Here is an 18,250-nt window from a genome sequence, read left to right as displayed (position 1 = left end):
CGGTGACACGTCATGCTCGGGAGACCCTGAGTCCGTGGCAGCGATCGCCCTCGGTCCGGCCGCTACGCTCGTCCGGTGCAGAGGACCTCGACCCGGTGGCTCGAACTCGCCGGCTTCGTCCTGGCGTTCGTCGCCGTGCACGGGTTCCTGTGGTGGCTGACCCTCGTGTCGGCGAACCTGCCGCTCGGTGACGTGACCATCACCTACAGCCGCTGGATCGAGACCGGGCGGACCGCGGACTTCTGGGTCGGCATCGACGGCGCCTGGGTGTACCCGATCCTGGCGATCGTGCCGATGGCGGCAGCGGCCCTCGGGGGAGTCGCATCGATCGGCTCCGGCTGGTTGCTGCTGATGGTGCTGCTCGACGCCGTGGCGTGCGCGTTCCTGTGGCGGTTTCGGGCGCGCGTGGGGTCGTCCGACCGCTTCGACGTGCACGGCGTGCGGGTCGTCTGGTGGTGGCTGCTGTTCCTGCTCGCGCTCGGGCCGATCGCGCTCGGTCGGATCGACACCGTCGCGACGGCGTTCGCGCTGGTGGGCGTGGCGTTCGTGGCCTCGAGGCCAGCCGTCGCGTCCGCGCTCTTCACCGCCGGCGCGTGGACGAAGGTGTGGCCCGCGGCGCTCGTCGCGGTGCTGCTGCTCCTGCGTCGCGGACACCGCCGGGGTGTGCTCGCCGGGGCGCTGGTGCTGAGCGCCCTCATCGTGCTCGTCGACGTGCTGTGGGGCGGTGCGCCGTACCTGCTGTCCTTCGTCGGTGAGCAGACCGGCCGTGCGCTGCAGATCGAGTCACCGCTCGCGACGCCCTTCATGTGGGCCGCAGCCTTCGGCGTCCCGGGTGCAGCGGTGTTCTACGACCAGGAGATCCTGACCTTCGAGGTGTCCGGTGCCGGTACGTCCGCCGCCGCGGCCGTGTCGACGCCGCTGATGGCCGTCGTGGTGGTGGCCGGGGTCGTGCTCGCGCTCTGGGCCGCGCGCCGGGGTGCCCGTCGGGCCGAGCTCGCGCCGGTGCTCGCGCTGCTGTTCGTCGCGGCGCTCATCGCGACGAACAAGGTGGGGTCGCCGCAGTACATCGGCTGGTTCGCGGTGCCGATCGTCTGGGGCCTCGCGGCCGGCACCCCGAGTGCGCGCCGGTTCGTGCCGATCGCGGTGCTCGCGCTGCCGATGGCCCTGCTCACGCAGCTGGTCTACCCGGGCTACTACGACCAGTTGCTCGGCGTGCAGCCGTGGATCCTCGTGGTGCTCACGCTGCGGAACCTGCTCGAGGTGGCGATCCTGGTGTGGAGCATCGTCGTGCTGGTGCGGATGGGACGAGCTGGCGGGCGTCCTGCTCCCGAGGTGAGCGCGTCGACGTCCGTGCGCGACCGGCCCGAGCCGGGCAGGATGGACGCATGATCGTCGCCTTCTCCGTCGCTCCGTCCGGTGGTCCCGCTGCAACGTCCGACGGGTCCGTGCACGACGCCGTCGCGGCCGCCGTGCGCGTGGTGCGCGAGAGCGGGCTGGCGAACCGCACCTCGTCGATGTTCACCGAGATCGAGGGGGAGTGGGACGAGGTCATGGACGTCGTCAAGCGCGCTACCGAGGCCGTCGGGGAGTACGGCACGCGGGTGTCGCTCGTGCTCAAGGCCGACATCCGACCCGGGCACACCGGCGAGATCGACGGCAAGCTCGAACGGCTCGAGGCCGCGCTCGGCGAGTAGTGGTCAGCGGCGCCGACGCGGACGCCTGCGGCGACGGGGGTCGGTGCCGAGGACCGCGGCGACCGTCAGCAGGACGAGGCCGGCGACCGCGAACACCACGACGACGACGATCCCGAGTGGGTCGGTGACGTCCTCGCAGTTCGCGGGCGCGCCGGCGGCGCAGGAGGCCAGGACGGTCGTGACGGTGGGCACGTCGTCATCCTGCACCGCAGCGTCGACCGACACGCCGGAGCGGTCCCTCGGATGTCGGTGGCCGGGTGTCTCATGGTCTGCATCGAGCCACTTCCGGTGGCCTGCGAGACGACGATGAGGAGCGCGTGATGATGCACGACGGCTGGTGCCCCGACTGCGACCTGCGAACGGTCGTCATCGACACGGACGAACAGGGCGAGAACGCGTGGGCGAGCTGCGCGGAGTGCGGTACCGGATGGGTGCACCGCGACGAGCTGCCCGAACAGGCCCCGGCACGGACCCGCACCCCGGAGCGCCAGGCGGCCTGACCTGAGGCGCTGGCGGGCCGACGATCGTGCTCGCGGCCGGGGCTTGCCGCTGGATCTGACCCGGAACTCGCGCTGACGGGCACTTCACGTGTCGCGGACCGCGAGAACTGTCCGCCCGGCCGAGAATCGCGCCGACCCGCCGACCGCTCCGGTGTACGCAGCGTGGCGACCACCGGGCACTGACCGACTTCCGTTGGGGCTTTGGAGCGGTCTACACTGCGAAGGCCGAGTGATCGACACCGCCCGGCCAGTCCCGTTCGCCGCTGAACCCGGACCGGCACTCCCCGCCGTGACCGCGCTGCCCGAACGGTAGTCCCGCTGTGACGGCCGCCCAAGCCCTCCCGTCACGAGAACAGGCCCCATGTCACAGCTCACGCCTGCGCGTCGCACCCTCGCGCTCATCTCGCTCGCCCTCGGCGGGTTCGCCATCGGCTCGACCGAGTTCGTCGCGATGGGGCTGCTGCCGAACATCGCGCAGGCCCTGCTCCCCGAGCAGTACGGCATCGACCCCGACGCGGGGATCGCCCACGCCGGCTGGCTCGTCAGCGCGTACGCCCTCGGGGTCGTCGTCGGTGCGCCGACCATCGCGGCGATGTCCGCCCGGTTCCCGCGCAAGGGCCTGATCCTCGTGCTGCTCGTCGGGTTCGTCGTCGCGACGATCGCGAGTGCGCTGCTGCCCTCGTTCGGTCTGGTGCTCGTCGCCCGCTTCGTCGCCGGTCTGCCGCACGGCGCCTACTTCGGCATCGCGTCGATCGTGGCCGGCGACATGATGGGCCCGGGCAAGCGCGGCAAGGGCATCGCCATGGTGCTGCTCGGCCTGTCGGTCGCGAACGTCGTCGGGGTCCCGGCGATCACGTGGGTCGGGCAGGTCGCCGGGTGGCGGGTCGCCTACGGCGTCGTCGCCGCGCTGTTCGCCCTGACGTTCCTGGCCGTCGCGGCCTTCGTGCCGAAGAGCGCCCGCGACGAGCACGCCACGATCGGCCGTGAGCTCCGGGCGTTCCGCGTGCCGCAGGTGTGGATCGTGATGGGCCTCGGTGCCGTTGGGTTCGGCGGGTTCTTCGCGGTGTACTCGTACATCTCCCCGCTCGTGCAGAACGTCACCGGGATGCCCGAGTCGTTCGTGCCGATCGTGCTCGTCGTCGTGGGCATCGGCATGGTCGTCGGCGGGGTGCTCGGCGGACACCTGGCCGACCACAGCGTGAAGCGCACGATCTACGTCGGCATGTTCGCGCTCATCGGTGCCCTGCTCGTCACCGTCCTGACCGCACAGTGGCTCTGGGGCATGCTGCTCGGCGCGTTCCTGCTCGGTGCGACCTCGTCGGCGATCCCGCCGGCGGTGCAGTCGCGCCTGATGGACGTCGCCGGGGATGCCCGCACGATCGCGGCGGCGCTGAACCACTCGGCGTTCAACATCGGCAACTCGATCGGTGCGGCCCTGGGCGGCGCGGTCATCGCGGCCGGCTTCGGGTTCCTCGCACCGGGCTGGCTCGGCATCGGCCTCGCGCTGCTCGGCGTCCTGGTGACGATGGTCAGCTACGCGGTCGAGCGGCGGAGCACGCGTCGTGCCGCGGTCCGCTCCTCGTCACCGTCCACCGGTCCGATCACCGCACCGGTCCCGACGGCCTGACACGCGGGGTGCGCGCACGCACCCACCGGACGGGAGGCCCGTGGCGACGCCGCCACGGGCCTCCCGTCCGTCACGTGGTGCGGCCACCGCACATGGTGAGCAGCAATGGTCGGGTCCCGTGACGGGACCCGACCATTGCTGCTCACGAAGCGCAACGCGCGAAGCGCACCGCACGAAGCGCGCCGCGCGCTACAGCCCCAGGGGGCTGCCGTCCTGCACGATGATGCCGTCGGTGATCGCACGCTTCCGCAGCGCGACCTTCGTGCCGACGTCGAAGCCGGCGACGCGGTACTTCTCGCGGATGCGCTTGAGGTAGCTCTTCGCGGTCTCCTCGGAGATGCCGAGCTGGTAGGCGACGCTCTTGACGGGCTCACCACCGCCGTACAGGGCCATCACGCGACGCTCCTGGGCGCTGAGCTTCGGGACGCCGCCGACGTCGCCGCTGTTGATGGCGAGGTCGAGCTCGGCCGAGACGTACTGCTCGCCGCGCTGGGCGGAGCGGATCGCCTCGACGATCATGTCGGCGTCCTCGCTCTTGACGAGGTACCCGAGGGCACCGGCGCCGAGGGCCTCGCGCACGACGTTCGGCTCCGAGTAGGTGCTCATGACGACGGTCTTGACGCCCGCGGTCTTGAGCGTCGAGATCTTCAGCGACACCGGGATGGAGTCCTTGAGGTCCAGGTCCAGCAGCACCACGTCGACCGGGAACGCCGGGCTCGTCAGGAGCTCGGGCCAGGTCGTGACGGCGGCCACCAGGGTGATGTCGTCGGCCGCGTTCCGGATCCACTCCGTGAGCGCGCCGAGGAGCATCCTGTGGTCGTCGACCAGTGCGAGTCGGATCGGTTCCTCTGGAGTCGCCATGCTGGCGTCCTTTCTCGGTGCGGATTGCTCGGCCGATCCTAGGAGGATGCGGGCCGGAAGTCGGTCAGGCGTGCGGGTGTCCGGCAGCTACATCGACGGATGTCGGTTCACGACGCAGTGCGCGACGATGTGCAGCGCGCCGTCGCGGACGGTCTCGGTGTACGGGCCGATGCGCTGCAGGGCGCTCCACGCCGTCGGGCCGAGGCTGCGACGGGGCACCCCGCGGGACTCGATGACGACGGGGACGTCCATGGTGTCGTCGCTGACCGGGTGACCGTCGGAACCGATGGGGCCGAGGGTGACGGAGACGACGGGCATGCCGGGCTGCGCGGTGCGGCCGTCGCCGACCATCTGCCAGATCGCCTGCAGCAGCCCGTCGCGCTGGGTGGGGGAGAGGTGCCCCGCCAGGGCGGTCGGGTCGGCGACGCTCACCGAGCGACCGAGGTGGTCGGACTCGGTGATCGCGTGGTAGAGCCAGGTCTCGCGACGGCCCTCGATCAGGTGCAGGCGGAGCTCGGTGGCGAGCGACGCGGCGACGGAGCTCGAGGCGTCGGACAGCGGCAGCGGGTCGGTGCCGTTCGCGACGGCGTCGAGCAGCTTCTCGGCGGCCAGGTCGAGCCGGGCGAGCTCGTCCGAGGCGAGCATGCCGACGGCGAACTGCGGCGCCTGCACGTTGCTCTGCACGAGCACCCGGTCGAGTTCGCGCTGCACGAGCTGGCGGAACCGCTGCACGACGTACAGCGCGAGCGCCGGCGGCACGACGACGAGTGACAGCAGGGACACGATGCCGGGCATGGTGTCGTTCGTGATCGGCGTCGACGCGACGGCCATCACGATGAACGCGATGCCGAGCGCACCGATGGCAACGGCGACCTCGCGGGCGGGGCGGAGCGTGGCGATCGGCAGCAGGGCGAACCCGGCGGCCATCGACGCGGTCGCGGTGTGCGCGATGTCGTGCTCGGGCCAGATGCCGATGAAGTCGAGCGTGACCACGCAGGCCAGCACGACGCAGATCAACGCGAAGGCCGGACCCGTCAGCCGTTCGCCGTAGGTCAGGACGCTGAGTCCGACCCCGACGGCGGCGACGACGTAGAGCCCCCAGGCGACCGCGGGCAACCACGGGTCGGAGTACTCGTTCCAGCGCACCAGGAAGAACGCGATGCCGGCGACGGCCTCGATCGCGGTGAGGACCGCGGCGCCGAGGCCGAGGTAGCCGGCACCGAGCGAGGCGCCGGGCTTGGCGGCCTGGCGCAGCGACCGGGCGCCGGTCGACGTGGACGGGAGCCCTCTGGCCTGCCGGCGTTCGCTCGTCCGGTACCGCTCGCGGGCCTCGCGGCGCGTACGGGGTGCTGGCGGAGCGGTCTCGCCGGGCAGGCTGCGGCCGATGGTGTCCTCGGGGACCCGGGTCATCGCGGTGCCTCCAGGACGACGGTGGTGCCGGAGCCCGGCGCGGAGAAGAGCTTCGCGTCGCCGCCGACCTCGCGCAGGCGGTTCACGACGCTCTCCTTGAAGCCGAGTCGTTCGGCGCTGACGGTGGTGAGGTCGAAGCCGACGCCGGAGTCGGTGACCATCGCACGGACGACCTCGTTGTCGTGGACGATCGTGACGTGCGCCTCGCCGACGCCGGCGTGCCGACGGACGTTCTCGAGGCACTCGCCGAGCGCGAGGAGGAACGCGTCGAGCACGTTCGACGGCAGCAGGACCTGCCCGGTGCCGTGCCAGCTGACCTCGAGCCCCATCCGGCCGAAGCGCTGCTTGACCGACTCGAGGGTCTGCCCGAGCGGTGATTCCTCTTCGCGGGTGAGCGAGTAGTCACCGGACTGTGAGGGCTGCGGGGTCGCACCGAGGCGCAGGTGGCGCAGCAGTCGGGCGTCCTCGGCGGCCTGCTCGCGCATGGCCTGCTCGGAGACGCCGACGCCGGAGTGCGCCAGCAGCGTCAGGGTCGCGAGCACCGTGTCGTGCAGCAGGCGGGCACCCTGGCGGCGCTGCGCCTCGGTCTCGCTGGCCTGCCGTTCGGCGCGGTGGGCGGTGCCGATGCTGTAGATGCGGCGGGCGACGCGGGGGATGCTGCGCGAGATCCAGATCGCCACGACGGCCATCAGGACCCACCCGAGCAGTGCGCCGCTGACCGGGGTCGACAGGAGCGAGCCCGATCCCCACACCATGAGCACCACCACGGCGCCGCCCCCGGCGATGGTGATGGCGAGACCGACCGGGTGCCCGCGCTGGGCCATCAGCGGTGCCGAGAGCGCGCCGGCGGCCAGGGGCATGACGGCGCTGGCGACGAGGGGCCGCGCCGAGTCGGGGACTCCGGTGAAGAGCAGCACCATCGTGGCGAGTCCGGCGACGACGATGGCGGCGGTCCACCACACTTCGCCGCCGCGGCCGAAGCACACGAGCGCGGTGATCATCGCGGCGATGCAGAGGAGCGCTCCGGTCAGGGACAGCGCTGGCACGGCGGCGGCGGAGACGATGCCCACGACGCTGACGAGCGCGCAGACGATGCCCACGACACGGGTCGCCGACCGCAGCAAGCGGTCGCGTTCCTGTGCGATGAAGTCCATCGATGTCCTGGTTGGTGACGATCTGGCGGTGCGGGAAACCGAGCGTCGGTCAGTGCCGAGCTCCACGCCATCATTCCACGCGCGCCACCCGTTGGGGGGTCTTCGGCGCGCCGTGGTGGCTGGTGGGCCCGCTCAGGAGTCGAGCAGCCGCCGCAGGTGCGCCCCGACCTGCTCGTGCTCGATGAGGAACCCGTCGTGTCCGAACTCGCTCTCGATCACCGCTGCGGTGTCCCCGTCGAGCGCGTCCGGCACGCCCGCGGCGATCCGGTGCTGGTCCTCGACGGGGAACAGCCGGTCGCTCGAGATCCCCACGACCAGGGTCCGTGCGGTCACCAGCCCGAGTGCCGCCGACACCCCGCCGCGCCCGGCGCCGACGTCGTGCGAGTCCATCGCGTACGTCAGCGTGACGTAGCTCGAGGCGTCGAACCGCCGGGTGAACTTGTTGCCGTGGAAGTCGAGGTAGCTCTCCACGGAGAACCGGCCGTCGTCGCCGAGCGGGGAGACGTCGCTCTGCCAGGACCGCGCAAAGCGGCTGTTCAGCTCGTCCGACGCCCGGTAGGTCATGAGTGCCATCCGTCGGGCCAGGGACAGCCCGCGGTGCGGGCCCTCGCCGACGTCGGCCTCGTAGTAGTCGCCGCCCGCGAACGCCGGGTCCATCTGGATCGCGGCCCGCTGCAGCGAGTTCGCCGCGATCTGGTCTGCGGTGGTCTGTGCCGTCGACGCGAGGACCGCCAGCCGCTGCACGCGCGCGGGGTGCGAGACCGCGAACTCGAGGGCGTGCATGCCGCCCATCGACCCGCCGACGACGGCCGCGAAGGTCTCGATGCCGAGCCGGTCGGCGAGCTGCGCCTGCACCTCGACCTGGTCGCGCACCGTCACGAACGGGAACCGCGAGCCCCACTCCGCGCCCGTCGGCGACACCGACGACGGCCCGGTGGTGCCCTGGCAGCCGCCGAGCATGTTCGGCGCGATGACGAACCACCGGTCGGTGTCGATCGCCCGGCCGGGGCCGACGACGTCGCCCCACCAGCCGGCGGTGCGGTGGCCCGGGCCGGCGGCACCGGTCACGTGCGAGTCCCCGGTCAGGGCGTGCAGGACGAGCACCGCGTTGTCGCGGGCGGCGTTGAGCGTGCCCCACGTCTCGTAGGCCACGCGCACGGACGGCAGGCGGCCGCCGCGCACCCACTGCTCGCCGAGGGACTCGAAGTGGCGTGCACCCGGGTGGTCACCGGGACGCCAGGCACCGGTCACGGGCGGCTTGCCGAGGGTGCCGAGTTCGGTGCCGGGCACCAGGGTGGACGGCACGGAGTCCTCGGGGGTCGTCTGCCAGTCCATCGTGCGTCCAGTCTGCCGGGAGGCGCGGGTCGCCGCCGCCGTGTTACGTCACGCCCGGCGCGTGGCCGGGCTTCAGGCCGCGCTCGCCGTTCCGTGCGCGCGCATGTTCCGACATCGTGCGCGTCGTTCGACTCGTGGATCGTCGCACCATGCGCACGTACCGGATGCGTGTGCAACGAGCGACGTCCCACGCGTCGATCGACACGTGGGACGTCGCAACATGCACGCGCATCGACAGGCAGCCAGGCAGGCAAGCAGGACGGGCGAGCTCTACGCGCGCTGGCTCTCCTGCGCGATCGCCCGGGCCGCGGCGAGCCCGGCCTCGAGGTCGGCCTTCAGGTCGGCGATGTTCTCGATGCCGACCGACAGGCGCACCAGGCCGGGCGTGACCCCGGTGGTGAGCTGCTGCTCGGGGGTGAGCTGCGAGTGCGTGGTCGACGCCGGGTGGATGACGAGCGAGCGGACGTCGCCGATGTTGGCCAGGTGCGAGAACAGCTGCAGGTTGTCCACGAACGCCTTGCCCGCGGTCACCCCGCCCTTGAGCTCGAACGACAGCACAGCACCGACGCCCTTCGGCGCGTACCGGTTCGCGGCCGCGTACCAGGGCGACGTCGGCAGCCCGGCGTAGGCGACCGTGGCGACGTCGGGGTGCTGGTCGAGCCACTCCGCGATCTCCTGCGCGTTGGACACGTGCCGCTCGATGCGGAGCGACAGGGTCTCGATGCCCTGCAGCAGCGTGAACGCCGTGTCCGCGGAGTTCGACGCACCGAGGTCGCGGAGCAGCTGCACCCGGGCCTTCACGATGTAGGCGAGCTCGTTGCCGACGGCCTCGGCGAAGACCGCACCGTGGTACGACGGGTCGGGCGTGTTGAACTCCGGGAACCGGTCGGCGTGCTGCGACCAGGCGAACTTCCCGCCGTCGACGATGATCCCGCCGATGACCGTGCCGTGCCCGCCGAGGAACTTCGTGGCCGAGTGCACCACGATGTCGGCACCGTGCTCGAACGGACGGATCAGGTACGGCGTCGCGATCGTGTTGTCGACGATCAGCGGGACACCGGACTCGTGGGCGACGTCGCTGACGCCCGTGATGTCGAGGACGTTGATCTTCGGGTTGCCGATGGTCTCGGCGAAGAACAGCTTCGTGTTCGGGCGGACCGCGCGGCGCCACTCCTCGAGGTCGTCCTGGTCCTCGACGAACGTCGTCTCGATGCCGAGCTTCGCCAGCGTGTACTTGAACAGGTTGTACGTGCCGCCGTAGATCGACGACGACGAGACGATGTGGTCACCCGCCCCGGCGATGTTCAGCACCGCGTAGGTCTCGGCGGCCTGGCCGGAGGCGACGAGCAGGGCCCCGGACCCGCCCTCGAGCGCGGCGATCCGCTGCTCGACGACGTCGTTCGTCGGGTTCATGATCCGGGAGTAGATGTTGCCCGGCTTGGCGAGCGCGAACAGGTCGCGCGCTTCGTCCGAGTTCGCGAAGACGTACGAGGTCGTCTTGTAGATCGGCGTCGCTCGGGCCCCGGTGGTCGGGTCCGGCTGTGCGCCGGCGTGGACCTGGGTGGTCTCGAACTGCCACTGCGCGGCGTCGTGCTCGGTCATCTTGGTGCTCCTGTCCGGTGCGGCTGGTCGTCGGGTCGCCCTGCGCTCGGCCTGGAGGCGCGGCGCGGCTGTGCGTCGGGTGTCACGGTACGCAGGTGGCCGGGCCCGCACCACCGCACCCGCCTCGGGACGTAACGCACCCGCCCGACTCGCCACGGGCCTCCCGTCCGTCCGTCCGCCCGCACCGTGCTGTCACCGTCGGACGGTGCGAGGTCGGTGGTTCCGTGCGGCGCTGCAGCGCCGCACGGGACGGGCAAGCTCGCACCGGGCGGAGGAACGCGCACCGTGCGAGGTGGCACCGCTACGCCTTGTCGCGGCGGAACAGCCAGTCGACCTTCGGCTCGAGCAGCCACCGCATCCCGCGCCGCACGAAGGGCTGCGCCAGGAAGAGGCTGACGGCGCACGCGATGACGACCATGAGGAGCACGAACGGCCATGCCGAGTGCTCGCCGGCCAAGACGCCGGACTCCCGGATCGGGTAGAGCACGAACGTGTGGAGCAGGTAGACGTACATCGTCGCCGCGCCGAACCGGGTGATCCAGACGTTCCGACGGGGGATGAGCACCAGGAACGACGCCGTCAGCAAGGTCGCGAGCAGCATCAGGCCGAAGCGCACCGCACCCGCCCACCAGGCGTCCTCGCCGAGCCCCGAGTAGGAGTCGTCGTAGAAGAACCAGTGGTGCAGGTCGAACTCCTTGAACTGCGGGATCCAGACCGCGCACGACACCGCCCACGCCGCGAACACCACGACGGCGGCGATCCGCACCCGGACGACCGTGCGGCGGGACGCCTCGTACCAGCGGTCGAAGACGCCCCACTGCTTGACCTGCCAGCCGAGCAGGAAGAACGGCAGCAGGCTGATCGCGCGGGACAGCGAGAGCGTGGAGTCGACGTTGTCGAAGTAGCCCACGCCGATGCTGAACACGACCGCCCAGAACAGCGGCCACCGCAGCTGCGCCAGGTACGGCAGGATCAGCTTGAAGATGCCCAGGGCCAGCAGGAACCACAGGGTCCACGTCGGCTTCGTCGGGTTGAAGTCCTTGCCGCCCTCGACGATGCCCTGCACCACGGTCCAGATCGTCTGCATGATGATGTACGGCACGACGATGTCCGTGATCGTCCGCCGCATCCGCTTCGCCGTCGGGGTGTCGGCCGACGAGAAGTAGCCGCTGATCACACCGAACGCCGGCATGTGGAACGCGTAGATGAACGTGTAGAGCGCCAGGGCGTGTTCGCTCGCCGGCGTCTGCCGCTGGATCGCGTGGCCGATGACCACGAGCGTGACCGCGACGAACCGCGCGGTGTCCCACATCGGGATCCGGCGCGGGGCTCGACCGGGCTCGAGCTGCGTCGCCGGGGCCGAGGGGGCGGGAGGGGCGGCATCCGTCGTCATTGCCGGTCACGTTACCGGATCGTGATCTGGACGGCCCGGTGCGGTGCCGGAAGCGTCCCGCTCGGTACGGTGGGCGGACCGGGCAACCACACGCCCGGTCACCGACGCAGGAGGCAGATCACATGGCAGCACGGCGCGCAGTCGTCACCGGAGCGAGCTCGGGCATCGGGGCGGCCACCGTCCGGCTGTTCCGGTCGCGGGGCTGGGACGTGCTCGCCGTGGCCCGCCGCGCCGCGAAGCTCGAGGCGCTCGCCGCGGAGACCGGGGCCGACACCCTGGTCGCCGACATCACGGACGCCGACGACGTGGCGGCGCTCGCCGCGCGGGTCGCGGACCTCGGCGGTGCCGACGTGCTCGTGAACAACGCGGGTGGGGCGTTCGGTTCGGCGAGCGTCGAGGAGTCCGACTTCGACGACTGGCGCGCCATGTTCGAGGTCAACGTGATCGGCACGAAGCGTGTCGTCTCCGCGCTGCTGCCGCACCTGCGCGACCGCGCTCGCGCGTCCGGGGGAGCGGACATCGTCACGGTGACCAGCACCGCCGGGTTCGTCGCGTACGAGAACGGTGGCGGCTACAACGCCGCGAAGTTCGCCGAGCACGCCCTGGTCGGCGCGCTCCGGCTCGAACTGAACGGCGAGCCGATCCGGGTCGTCGAGATCGCGCCGGGCATGGTGAAGACCGACGAGTTCGCGCTCACCCGGTTCCGCGGGGACGAGCAGAAGGCCGCCGCGGTGTACGACGACGTGCCGGAGCCGCTCGTGGCCGACGACGTCGCCGAGGCGATCGTGCACGCGGTGGAGCTGCCGGCACACGTGAACCTCGACCTCGTGACGATCCGGCCGGTGGCGCAGTCGGCGCAGCACAAGCTGGCGCGCGGCCCGCTGACGCCCCGCTGAGTCGACCCGCGCCGGACCCGCGCAGCGCCCGGGCTGCTGCCGCGGGTCGCGGGCGTGGGCTCCCTGCCGGTACCGTGGTCGGATGCCGATCAGCAGCGAACCCGAGCCCGCGGCTCCGTCCACCGTGACCGTGACGAGCGGGCCCGAGGTACTCGGCTGGCTGGAGTTCGGTGACGCCGCACGCCTGCTCGCCAAGGACGTCCTGTCCAGCGGCTTCGAGCCCGAGGTCGTCGTCGCCGTCGCGCGTGGCGGACTGATCATCGCCGGCGCCGTGGCGTACGCCCTCGGCACCAAGGAGTGCGGCTCGATCAACGTCGAGTTCTACACCGACGTCGAGCAGCGGCTGGAGGAGCCGGTCGTGCTCGCCCCCGCCCTCGACGCCCCGAGCCTGGCCGGCAAGCGGGTCCTCGTCGTCGACGACGTGTCGGACTCCGGCCGCACCCTGCGCCTGGTGGTCGACATCATCCGGAACGCCGGTGCCGACGTCCGGAGCGCCTGCCTGTACTCGAAGCCCGGCACCGTCCTCGAGCCCGACCACGTGTGGCGCCGGGTCGACGGCTGGATCACGTTCCCGTGGAGCGCCCTCGCCCCCGTGACGGCCGAGTCGTGAGCATCCACCTGGTCGGCGGCGGTCTGTTCGCCGCCTCGGACGCCGCAGCACCGTTCCTCGCCGAAGCGACCGCCCGTTCGGCAGCGGTCGGCCGGAGCATCCCGCGCATCGCCCTGCTCTCCGTGGCGGGCCCGGACGGCGGCAGCCCGTCGTCGACGGCCGACATCGCCGAGGTCCTCGGCGGCCCGCGCACGGCCGAGGTGCTCGTCACCGAGGTCGCGGCCGGTCAGGTCTTCGACACCACCGTCCTGAGCGACGTCGACGCCCTGGTGGTCGGCGGCGGCGTCACCCCCGACTACCTGGCGGCGATCGCCCCGCTCGTCGACCAGCTCCGGCTGCTCGTCTCCGACGGTCTGCCCTACCTCGGCTACTCGGCCGGTGCGATGATCGCCGCCGACCGTGCCCTGGTGGGCGGCTGGCGCATCGGCGGCGTCGAGATCTGCCCCGAGGCGGCGTCCGAGGGGCTGGACGAGGTCGAGCTCCGCGAGGGCCTCGGCCTGGTCGACCTGACCATCGACGTGCACGCGGTGCAGGCCGGCACGCTCGCGCGGCTCATCGCCAGCGCCGAGGCCGAGTTCGTCACCGCCGGACTCGCGATCGACGAGGACACCACGCTCGTCGTCGGCGAGGGCGCGCTCGAGGTCCGTGGGACCGGCAGCGTCTGGCGCGTGATGGCCGGCGAGGAGTCGGTGGCCGTCGCCACCATGGGCGCGTAGCCGACGTGGAACCCCGGCCACTCGCCGACCTGGTCGACCCCGGCTGGGCCGATGCCCTCGCACCCGTCGAACCCGACGTACACCGGATCGGAGCGTGGCTCCGCGACGAGACCGCAGCCGGTCGCCACTACCTGCCCGCCGGCGGCGACGTTCTGCGCGCGTTCACGAGCCCGTTCGACGCCGTCAAGGTGCTGGTCGTCGGGCAGGACCCGTACCCGACGCCCGGCCACCCGATCGGTCTGTCCTTCGCCGTCGACCCGGCCGTCCGTCCGGTGCCGCGCAGCCTGGCGAACATCTACCGCGAGCTCGCCGACGACCTCGGCGTGACGCCCCCACCGCACGGTGACCTGCGGGCGTGGTCCGACCAGGGCGTCCTGCTGCTCAACCGGGTGCTCACCGTGCAGGCGGGCGAGGCCGGCAGCCACCGCGGCAAGGGCTGGGAATCGGTGACCGACCAGGCCGTCCGTGCCCTGGTCGCCCGTGGCACCCCGCTCGTCGCCGTGCTCTGGGGCGCCCAGGCCGGTTCGGTGCGACCGCTCCTCGGCGACACCCCGGTCGTCGCGTCGGCCCACCCGAGCCCGCTCAGCGCGTCGCGCGGGTTCTTCGGCAGCCGACCGTTCTCGCAGGTGAACGCGCTGCTCGAGTCGCAGGGCGCACCGCCCGTCGACTGGACGCTGCCCGCTCAGTAGGCTCGGCACGTGCTCGAGGAGGAATACCAGCGACGGCGGGTCCTGCCGCGGCACCTGCGTGCCCCGGCGGCGACCGAGACGGCCTTCGAGTACCGCATCCGTGCGGCCGAGGTGGGGGACCTGCCCCACGTGCGCGAGATCCACACGCACTACGTCCGCAACTCGTCGGTGACCTTCGACCCGGCGGCGTTCACGTACGCCGCGTGGAAGAAGCGCTACGACGACATCCGGAAGCGCCGCCTGCCGTTCCTGGTGGCGGAGAACCCCGCCGGGCAGATCCTCGGGTACGCCCTGGTCGACGCGTGGAACCCGCGGGACCGCTCGAACCACGTCGTCGAGGACTCGATCTACCTCGGCGCCGCGTCCGGTGGCAAGGGGCTCGGCCGCGCGCTGATGGAGGCGCTGCTCGACGAGTGCCGTTCGGCCGGCGTGCGCGAGGTCGTCGCCGTCATCGCGGACCGCCAGGCCGAGGCGTCGATCCGGCTGCACGAGCGGCTCGGCTTCGAGGAAGTGGGCCGGATGGGCAAGGTCGGCTACAAGTACGACCGCTGGCTCGGCACCGTCACGATGCGGCTCCGCCTGCGCGGCCCGCGGCTGTTCGCGCGACGACGCTGACGGAGCCGACGCGGTCGACGCGCGTCACGCTCGAGACGCGGCACAGGGCGGACGGGAGGCCCGTGGCGGGCCCGGCACGCGCCTCCAGGCCGTCGCCCGGTCGCGTCAGCCCGCCGGCGCCTCGGTGATGAACTCGTCGCGCGTCACACGGAGCAGCGCGGTGGCCGCCGCAGCGGCGGCGTCCGCGTCACCCTCGACCGCTGCGCGCCCGACCGCCTGGTGCCGGAGCGCCGCCTCGCGCGTCCAGCGCGTGATGGGGTCGCGCGACTCCGACGTGCGGGTGCGGAGCAGCGCCTCGACCGTGCCGGCGAAGTGCGCGAACACGGCGTTCCCCGACCCGGTGAGCAGGGCACGGTGGAAGCGGACGTCGGCCTCCAGGTAGGCGCGACTGTCCTCGCGTCCGCAGGCGTCGAGCATGTCCTCGGCGGCGGCGAGCACGGCGTCAGCACCATCGGAGCCGGCGGTCAGGGACGCCGCGACCGGTTCGACGCCGAGCCGGAGCTCGACGAGCTCGCGCTGCTGCACGAAGTACGCCGGTGAGGTACCGCGCCACCGGATCACGGTGGGGGCGAGCAGCTCCCACGCGGTGATGTCGCGGACGAGCGTGCCGACCCGCTGCCGGGGCTCGACCAGGCCGAGGGACTGCAGGACGCGCAGGGCCTCGCGGACGACGGAGCGGGACACCCCGAACTCGTCGGCGACCAGTTCGGGTCGCACGACGGAACCCGTGGCCAGGTCGCCGTCGACGATCCGCTGGCCCAGGGTGTCGAGCACGTGGGCGTGCAGTCCGCGTGCGGTGGGCATCGTTTCCTCCGTGCAGTACGGGTCACGCGGTCGTCGTGACGCCGGTCCCATCGAAGCGGCAGACTCCGGGGACGGGCGGTTGGCGCGCGGGACGACGTCGTATAGTCTGATTAATCAGATTATTGAGGGTCGGCGTTCGTCGCGCCAGTCCACCCTCGACACGAAGGCGACGGAGCCGCGCAGCAGCGACTCCAGGAAGGGGCGCTGATGCCTCACGCTCTCCCGGACCACCTGCTCGCCGCGGGTGGCACCACCGAGACGGTCGACCCGTCCGGTTCGATCCCGCAGCTGATCATCGCGGCGCTCGCCGGCATCGTGGTGATCATCGCGCTCATCACCTGGCTCAAGGTGCACCCGTTCATCGCGCTCACGATCGGCGCGCTCGGCGTCGGCATCGGCGCGGGCCTGGCGCCGGACAAGGCGGTCACGAGCTTCGGTGACGGCTTCGGCGCGACCATGACGAGCGTCGGCATCCTCGTCGGGCTCGGGGCGATGTTCGGCAAGATGCTCGTCGACTCCGGCGCAGCGGACCGCGTCGTGGACACCCTGGTGCGGAAGTCGTCGAAGGCGGCGCTGCCGTGGACGATGGCCCTGATCGGCGCGCTCATCGGGCTGCCCATGTTCTTCGAGGTCGGCCTCGTCCTGCTCATCCCGATCATCGTGCTGGTCGCCAAGCGGAGCGAGGTGCCGATCATGAAGATCGCCGTCCCCGCCCTGGTCGGCCTGTCGACGATGCACGCGTTCGTCCCGCCGCACCCCGGCCCGCTCGTCGCGATCTCCACCGTCGGTGCGAACCTCGGCACCACGCTCGCCTTCGGCATCGTGCTGGCGATCCCGGTGATCATCCTGGCCGGGCCGCTCTTCGCCCGCTTCGCGGCCCGCTGGGTCGACATCCCCGTCCCCGACATGTTCGGGTCGCGTGGGGCGGTCGCCACCGCCGGCCCGGGTTCGGGGTCGGGTTCCGGGTCCGCCTCCTTCGCCGACGACCCGGCACACCCCGGACGGGAGGCCCGGCGCGGCCCCGCCACGCAGGACACCGCGTCCCTGCCCAACGGCAAGAGCGACTTCACGCGCGTGATCAGCGAGCCGCGCAGCCCGTCGTTCACCGTCGCCCTGATCGGCATCCTGTTGCCGGTCGTGCTCATGCTCGCCCAGGCGATCCGTGAGGCCACCGCCCCCGACGCCGCCGGCTCGTGGGTGAGCCTGCTCGACTTCCTCGGTTCGCCGATGATCGCCATCGGCATCGCCGCCGTCTACGCGATGGTCTTCTTCGCGATCGGCGGCGGGATGGACCGCTCGGCCGTGTCGAAGTCGCTCGAGAGCGCGCTGCCCCCGATCGCCGGCGTGCTGCTCATCGTCGGCGCCGGCGGTGGGTTCAAGCAGGTGCTCATCGACACCGGCATCGGCGGCGTGATCGCCGACGCCGTCAAGGACTCCGGCGTCTCGGTGCTGCTCGTCGCCTGGGTCGTCTCGGCCCTGGTCCGCGTGGCGACCGGGTCGGCCACGGTCGCCACCGTGACCGCCGCCGGCATCATGGCGCCGATCGCCGCCGACCTGTCGACGCCGATGACCTCCCTGCTCGTGCTCGCGATCGGTGCCGGCTCGGTGTTCCTGTCGCACGTGAACGACGCCGGGTTCTGGCTGGTGAAGGGGTACCTCGGCACCACGGTGGGGCAGACGTTCAAGACATGGACGGTGCTCGAGTGCCTCATCTCGGTGTTCGGTCTGCTGGGGGTCCTGCTGGCCGGGGTGTTCATCCGATGAGCGGCGCAGGAGGAGTTGCTGCTGCCGGTGCGGCCGACGCCGGGCTGGACGCCCGCGTCCTGGTCGTGATGGGGGTCTCCGGGTCCGGCAAGTCGACCGTCGCCGCCATGGTGGCGGAGCAGGTCGGGTGGGAGTTCGCCGAGGGCGACGCGATGCACCCGCCGGCGAACGTCGACAAGATGCACGCCGGCACCCCGCTCACCGACGAGGACCGCTGGCCGTGGCTCGACGTCGTCGCCGGATGGATCCGCGGACACCTGGACGCCGGCACGAACGGCGTCGTGACCTGCTCGGCCCTGAAGCGCTCGTACCGCGACGTGCTGCGGGCCCCCGGGGTGGTGTTCGTGCACGTGGCCGGTGACGGTGCCCTCATCGAGGAGCGGATGTCGCAGCGTTCCGGGCACTTCATGCCGACGTCGCTGCTGCAGTCGCAGCTCGCCACGCTCGAGCCGCCCCAGTCCGATGAAGCCCACCTGACGATCGCCGCCGACCGCACCCCGGAAGAGGAGAGCGCCGAGGTCATGGCGCGGCTCGGGCTGGTCCGGATCCCGAGAGCCTGATCGGGCGGCGCTCGGCAGCA

Annotated in this window: 19 protein-coding genes; 11 read left to right on the top strand and 8 right to left on the bottom strand. The window is 71.9% G+C overall.

All coding sequences use genetic code 11. The features are described 5' to 3' along the window. The first annotated feature begins 75 nt into the window (after positions 1 to 75). On the top strand, positions 76 to 1,389 hold the full coding sequence (locus tag DEJ19_RS10995; protein ID WP_111233028.1) for a glycosyltransferase 87 family protein: 1,314 nt from the start codon (positions 76 to 78) through the stop codon (positions 1,387 to 1,389). After that, positions 1,386 to 1,694: a thiamine-binding protein gene (locus DEJ19_RS10990; RefSeq protein ID WP_111233027.1), complete on the top strand. Its 309-nt coding sequence runs from the start codon at positions 1,386 to 1,388 to the stop codon at positions 1,692 to 1,694. The genes DEJ19_RS10995 and DEJ19_RS10990 overlap by 4 nt, the downstream gene beginning before the upstream one ends. Before the next feature lie 3 nt (positions 1,695 to 1,697). Here DEJ19_RS10990 and DEJ19_RS10985 read toward each other — a convergent pair whose 3' ends face one another. Then, on the bottom strand, positions 1,698 to 1,886 hold the full coding sequence (locus tag DEJ19_RS10985; protein ID WP_146243492.1) for a hypothetical protein: 189 nt from the start codon (positions 1,884 to 1,886) through the stop codon (positions 1,698 to 1,700). A 128-nt stretch (positions 1,887 to 2,014) separates the two neighbouring features. Here DEJ19_RS10985 and DEJ19_RS10980 point away from each other — a divergent pair, with 128 nt between their 5' ends. Together DEJ19_RS10980 and DEJ19_RS10975 are read left to right on the top strand one after the other, a co-directional pair. Continuing rightward, on the top strand, positions 2,015 to 2,194 hold the full coding sequence (locus DEJ19_RS10980; protein WP_111038590.1) for a hypothetical protein: 180 nt from the start codon (positions 2,015 to 2,017) through the stop codon (positions 2,192 to 2,194). Between the two features lie 361 nt (positions 2,195 to 2,555). Further along, positions 2,556 to 3,821 (top strand): MFS transporter, encoded by a 1,266-nt coding sequence (locus DEJ19_RS10975; protein ID WP_027465824.1) that lies wholly within the window; start codon positions 2,556 to 2,558, stop codon positions 3,819 to 3,821. Between the two features lie 189 nt (positions 3,822 to 4,010). On the opposite strand, the gene DEJ19_RS10970 is transcribed toward DEJ19_RS10975, so the two are convergent. The 6 genes from DEJ19_RS10970 to DEJ19_RS10945 form a co-directional block, all read right to left on the bottom strand. Then, positions 4,011 to 4,682: a response regulator transcription factor gene (locus DEJ19_RS10970; protein WP_017888182.1), complete on the bottom strand. Its 672-nt coding sequence runs from the start codon at positions 4,680 to 4,682 to the stop codon at positions 4,011 to 4,013. An 87-nt stretch (positions 4,683 to 4,769) separates the two neighbouring features. Further along, complete coding sequence (locus tag DEJ19_RS10965) at positions 4,770 to 6,092, bottom strand: hypothetical protein (RefSeq protein WP_084740710.1); 1,323 nt, start codon at positions 6,090 to 6,092, stop codon at positions 4,770 to 4,772. Then, a complete protein-coding gene (locus DEJ19_RS10960; protein WP_111233026.1) occupies positions 6,089 to 7,246 on the bottom strand; it encodes a sensor histidine kinase in 1,158 nt (385 codons plus the stop codon). Before DEJ19_RS10960 ends, DEJ19_RS10965 begins: the two co-directional genes overlap by 4 nt. Positions 7,247 to 7,378: 132 nt before the next feature. Then, the gene (gene metX, locus DEJ19_RS10955) at positions 7,379 to 8,581 is read right to left on the bottom strand and encodes a homoserine O-acetyltransferase MetX (protein ID WP_110864018.1); all 1,203 of its coding nucleotides are present in this window, start codon (positions 8,579 to 8,581) and stop codon (positions 7,379 to 7,381) included. A 270-nt stretch (positions 8,582 to 8,851) separates the two neighbouring features. Beyond that, positions 8,852 to 10,183, bottom strand: a complete 1,332-nt coding sequence (locus DEJ19_RS10950; RefSeq protein ID WP_111233025.1) for a bifunctional o-acetylhomoserine/o-acetylserine sulfhydrylase — start codon at positions 10,181 to 10,183, stop codon at positions 8,852 to 8,854. A gap of 301 nt (positions 10,184 to 10,484) precedes the next feature. Continuing rightward, positions 10,485 to 11,576, bottom strand: a complete 1,092-nt coding sequence (locus DEJ19_RS10945; RefSeq protein WP_111233024.1) for an acyltransferase family protein — start codon at positions 11,574 to 11,576, stop codon at positions 10,485 to 10,487. Between the two features lie 122 nt (positions 11,577 to 11,698). Here DEJ19_RS10945 and DEJ19_RS10940 point away from each other — a divergent pair, with 122 nt between their 5' ends. The 5 genes from DEJ19_RS10940 to DEJ19_RS10920 all read left to right on the top strand — a co-directional run bounded on the left by DEJ19_RS10940 (position 11,699) and on the right by DEJ19_RS10920 (position 15,102). Further along, on the top strand, positions 11,699 to 12,472 hold the full coding sequence (locus DEJ19_RS10940; RefSeq protein ID WP_111233023.1) for an SDR family oxidoreductase: 774 nt from the start codon (positions 11,699 to 11,701) through the stop codon (positions 12,470 to 12,472). Positions 12,473 to 12,554: 82 nt separating this feature from the next. Next, positions 12,555 to 13,082: a phosphoribosyltransferase gene (locus tag DEJ19_RS10935; RefSeq protein WP_051596753.1), complete on the top strand. Its 528-nt coding sequence runs from the start codon at positions 12,555 to 12,557 to the stop codon at positions 13,080 to 13,082. Further along, positions 13,079 to 13,798, top strand: coding sequence for a Type 1 glutamine amidotransferase-like domain-containing protein (locus DEJ19_RS10930; RefSeq protein WP_111087831.1), 720 nt, complete (start codon positions 13,079 to 13,081; stop codon positions 13,796 to 13,798). The genes DEJ19_RS10935 and DEJ19_RS10930 overlap by 4 nt, the downstream gene beginning before the upstream one ends. Positions 13,799 to 13,803: 5 nt before the next feature. Beyond that, complete coding sequence (locus DEJ19_RS10925) at positions 13,804 to 14,487, top strand: uracil-DNA glycosylase (RefSeq protein WP_111233022.1); 684 nt, start codon at positions 13,804 to 13,806, stop codon at positions 14,485 to 14,487. 9 nt (positions 14,488 to 14,496) lie between these two features. Next, the gene (locus DEJ19_RS10920; protein WP_027465815.1) at positions 14,497 to 15,102 is read left to right on the top strand and encodes a GNAT family N-acetyltransferase; all 606 of its coding nucleotides are present in this window, start codon (positions 14,497 to 14,499) and stop codon (positions 15,100 to 15,102) included. A 105-nt stretch (positions 15,103 to 15,207) separates the two neighbouring features. Here DEJ19_RS10920 and DEJ19_RS10915 read toward each other — a convergent pair whose 3' ends face one another. After that, positions 15,208 to 15,906 (bottom strand): FadR/GntR family transcriptional regulator, encoded by a 699-nt coding sequence (locus tag DEJ19_RS10915; RefSeq protein WP_181438938.1) that lies wholly within the window; start codon positions 15,904 to 15,906, stop codon positions 15,208 to 15,210. Positions 15,907 to 16,113: 207 nt separating this feature from the next. Between DEJ19_RS10915 and DEJ19_RS10910 the strand changes: the two genes are divergently transcribed. Beyond that, positions 16,114 to 17,670, top strand: a complete 1,557-nt coding sequence (locus DEJ19_RS10910) for a GntP family permease (protein WP_220035307.1) — start codon at positions 16,114 to 16,116, stop codon at positions 17,668 to 17,670. Then, on the top strand, positions 17,667 to 18,230 hold the full coding sequence (locus DEJ19_RS10905) for a gluconokinase (RefSeq protein ID WP_111233021.1): 564 nt from the start codon (positions 17,667 to 17,669) through the stop codon (positions 18,228 to 18,230). Before DEJ19_RS10910 ends, DEJ19_RS10905 begins: the two co-directional genes overlap by 4 nt. The last annotated feature ends 20 nt before the right edge of the window (positions 18,231 to 18,250 follow it).

The sequence above is a fragment of the Curtobacterium sp. MCSS17_016 genome, from assembly GCF_003234255.2.
GTDB lineage: Bacteria > Actinomycetota > Actinomycetes > Actinomycetales > Microbacteriaceae > Curtobacterium > Curtobacterium flaccumfaciens.
The sequence above is the reverse complement of the archived record's forward strand: the minus strand, read 5'-3'. Positions and strand labels throughout refer to the sequence as shown.

Excerpts from the sequence above, each read along its gene's own strand:
- DEJ19_RS10990 (WP_111233027.1), top strand. The coding sequence starts at position 1,386 with ATGATCGTCGCCTTCTCCGTCGCTCCGTCCGGTGGTCCCGCTGCAACG.
- DEJ19_RS10980 (WP_111038590.1), top strand. The coding sequence starts at position 2,015 with ATGATGCACGACGGCTGGTGCCCCGACTGCGACCTGCGAACGGTCGTC.
- DEJ19_RS10975 (WP_027465824.1), top strand. The coding sequence starts at position 2,556 with ATGTCACAGCTCACGCCTGCGCGTCGCACCCTCGCGCTCATCTCGCTC.
- DEJ19_RS10970 (WP_017888182.1), bottom strand. The coding sequence starts at position 4,682 with ATGGCGACTCCAGAGGAACCGATCCGACTCGCACTGGTCGACGACCAC.
- DEJ19_RS10965 (WP_084740710.1), bottom strand. The coding sequence starts at position 6,092 with ATGACCCGGGTCCCCGAGGACACCATCGGCCGCAGCCTGCCCGGCGAG.
- DEJ19_RS10960 (WP_111233026.1), bottom strand. The coding sequence starts at position 7,246 with ATGGACTTCATCGCACAGGAACGCGACCGCTTGCTGCGGTCGGCGACC.
- metX (WP_110864018.1), bottom strand. The coding sequence starts at position 8,581 with ATGGACTGGCAGACGACCCCCGAGGACTCCGTGCCGTCCACCCTGGTG.
- DEJ19_RS10950 (WP_111233025.1), bottom strand. The coding sequence starts at position 10,183 with ATGACCGAGCACGACGCCGCGCAGTGGCAGTTCGAGACCACCCAGGTC.
- DEJ19_RS10945 (WP_111233024.1), bottom strand. The coding sequence starts at position 11,576 with ATGACGACGGATGCCGCCCCTCCCGCCCCCTCGGCCCCGGCGACGCAG.
- DEJ19_RS10940 (WP_111233023.1), top strand. The coding sequence starts at position 11,699 with ATGGCAGCACGGCGCGCAGTCGTCACCGGAGCGAGCTCGGGCATCGGG.
- DEJ19_RS10935 (WP_051596753.1), top strand. The coding sequence starts at position 12,555 with ATGCCGATCAGCAGCGAACCCGAGCCCGCGGCTCCGTCCACCGTGACC.
- DEJ19_RS10915 (WP_181438938.1), bottom strand. The coding sequence starts at position 15,906 with ATGCCCACCGCACGCGGACTGCACGCCCACGTGCTCGACACCCTGGGC.
- DEJ19_RS10910 (WP_220035307.1), top strand. The coding sequence starts at position 16,114 with ATGCCTCACGCTCTCCCGGACCACCTGCTCGCCGCGGGTGGCACCACC.
- DEJ19_RS10905 (WP_111233021.1), top strand. The coding sequence starts at position 17,667 with ATGAGCGGCGCAGGAGGAGTTGCTGCTGCCGGTGCGGCCGACGCCGGG.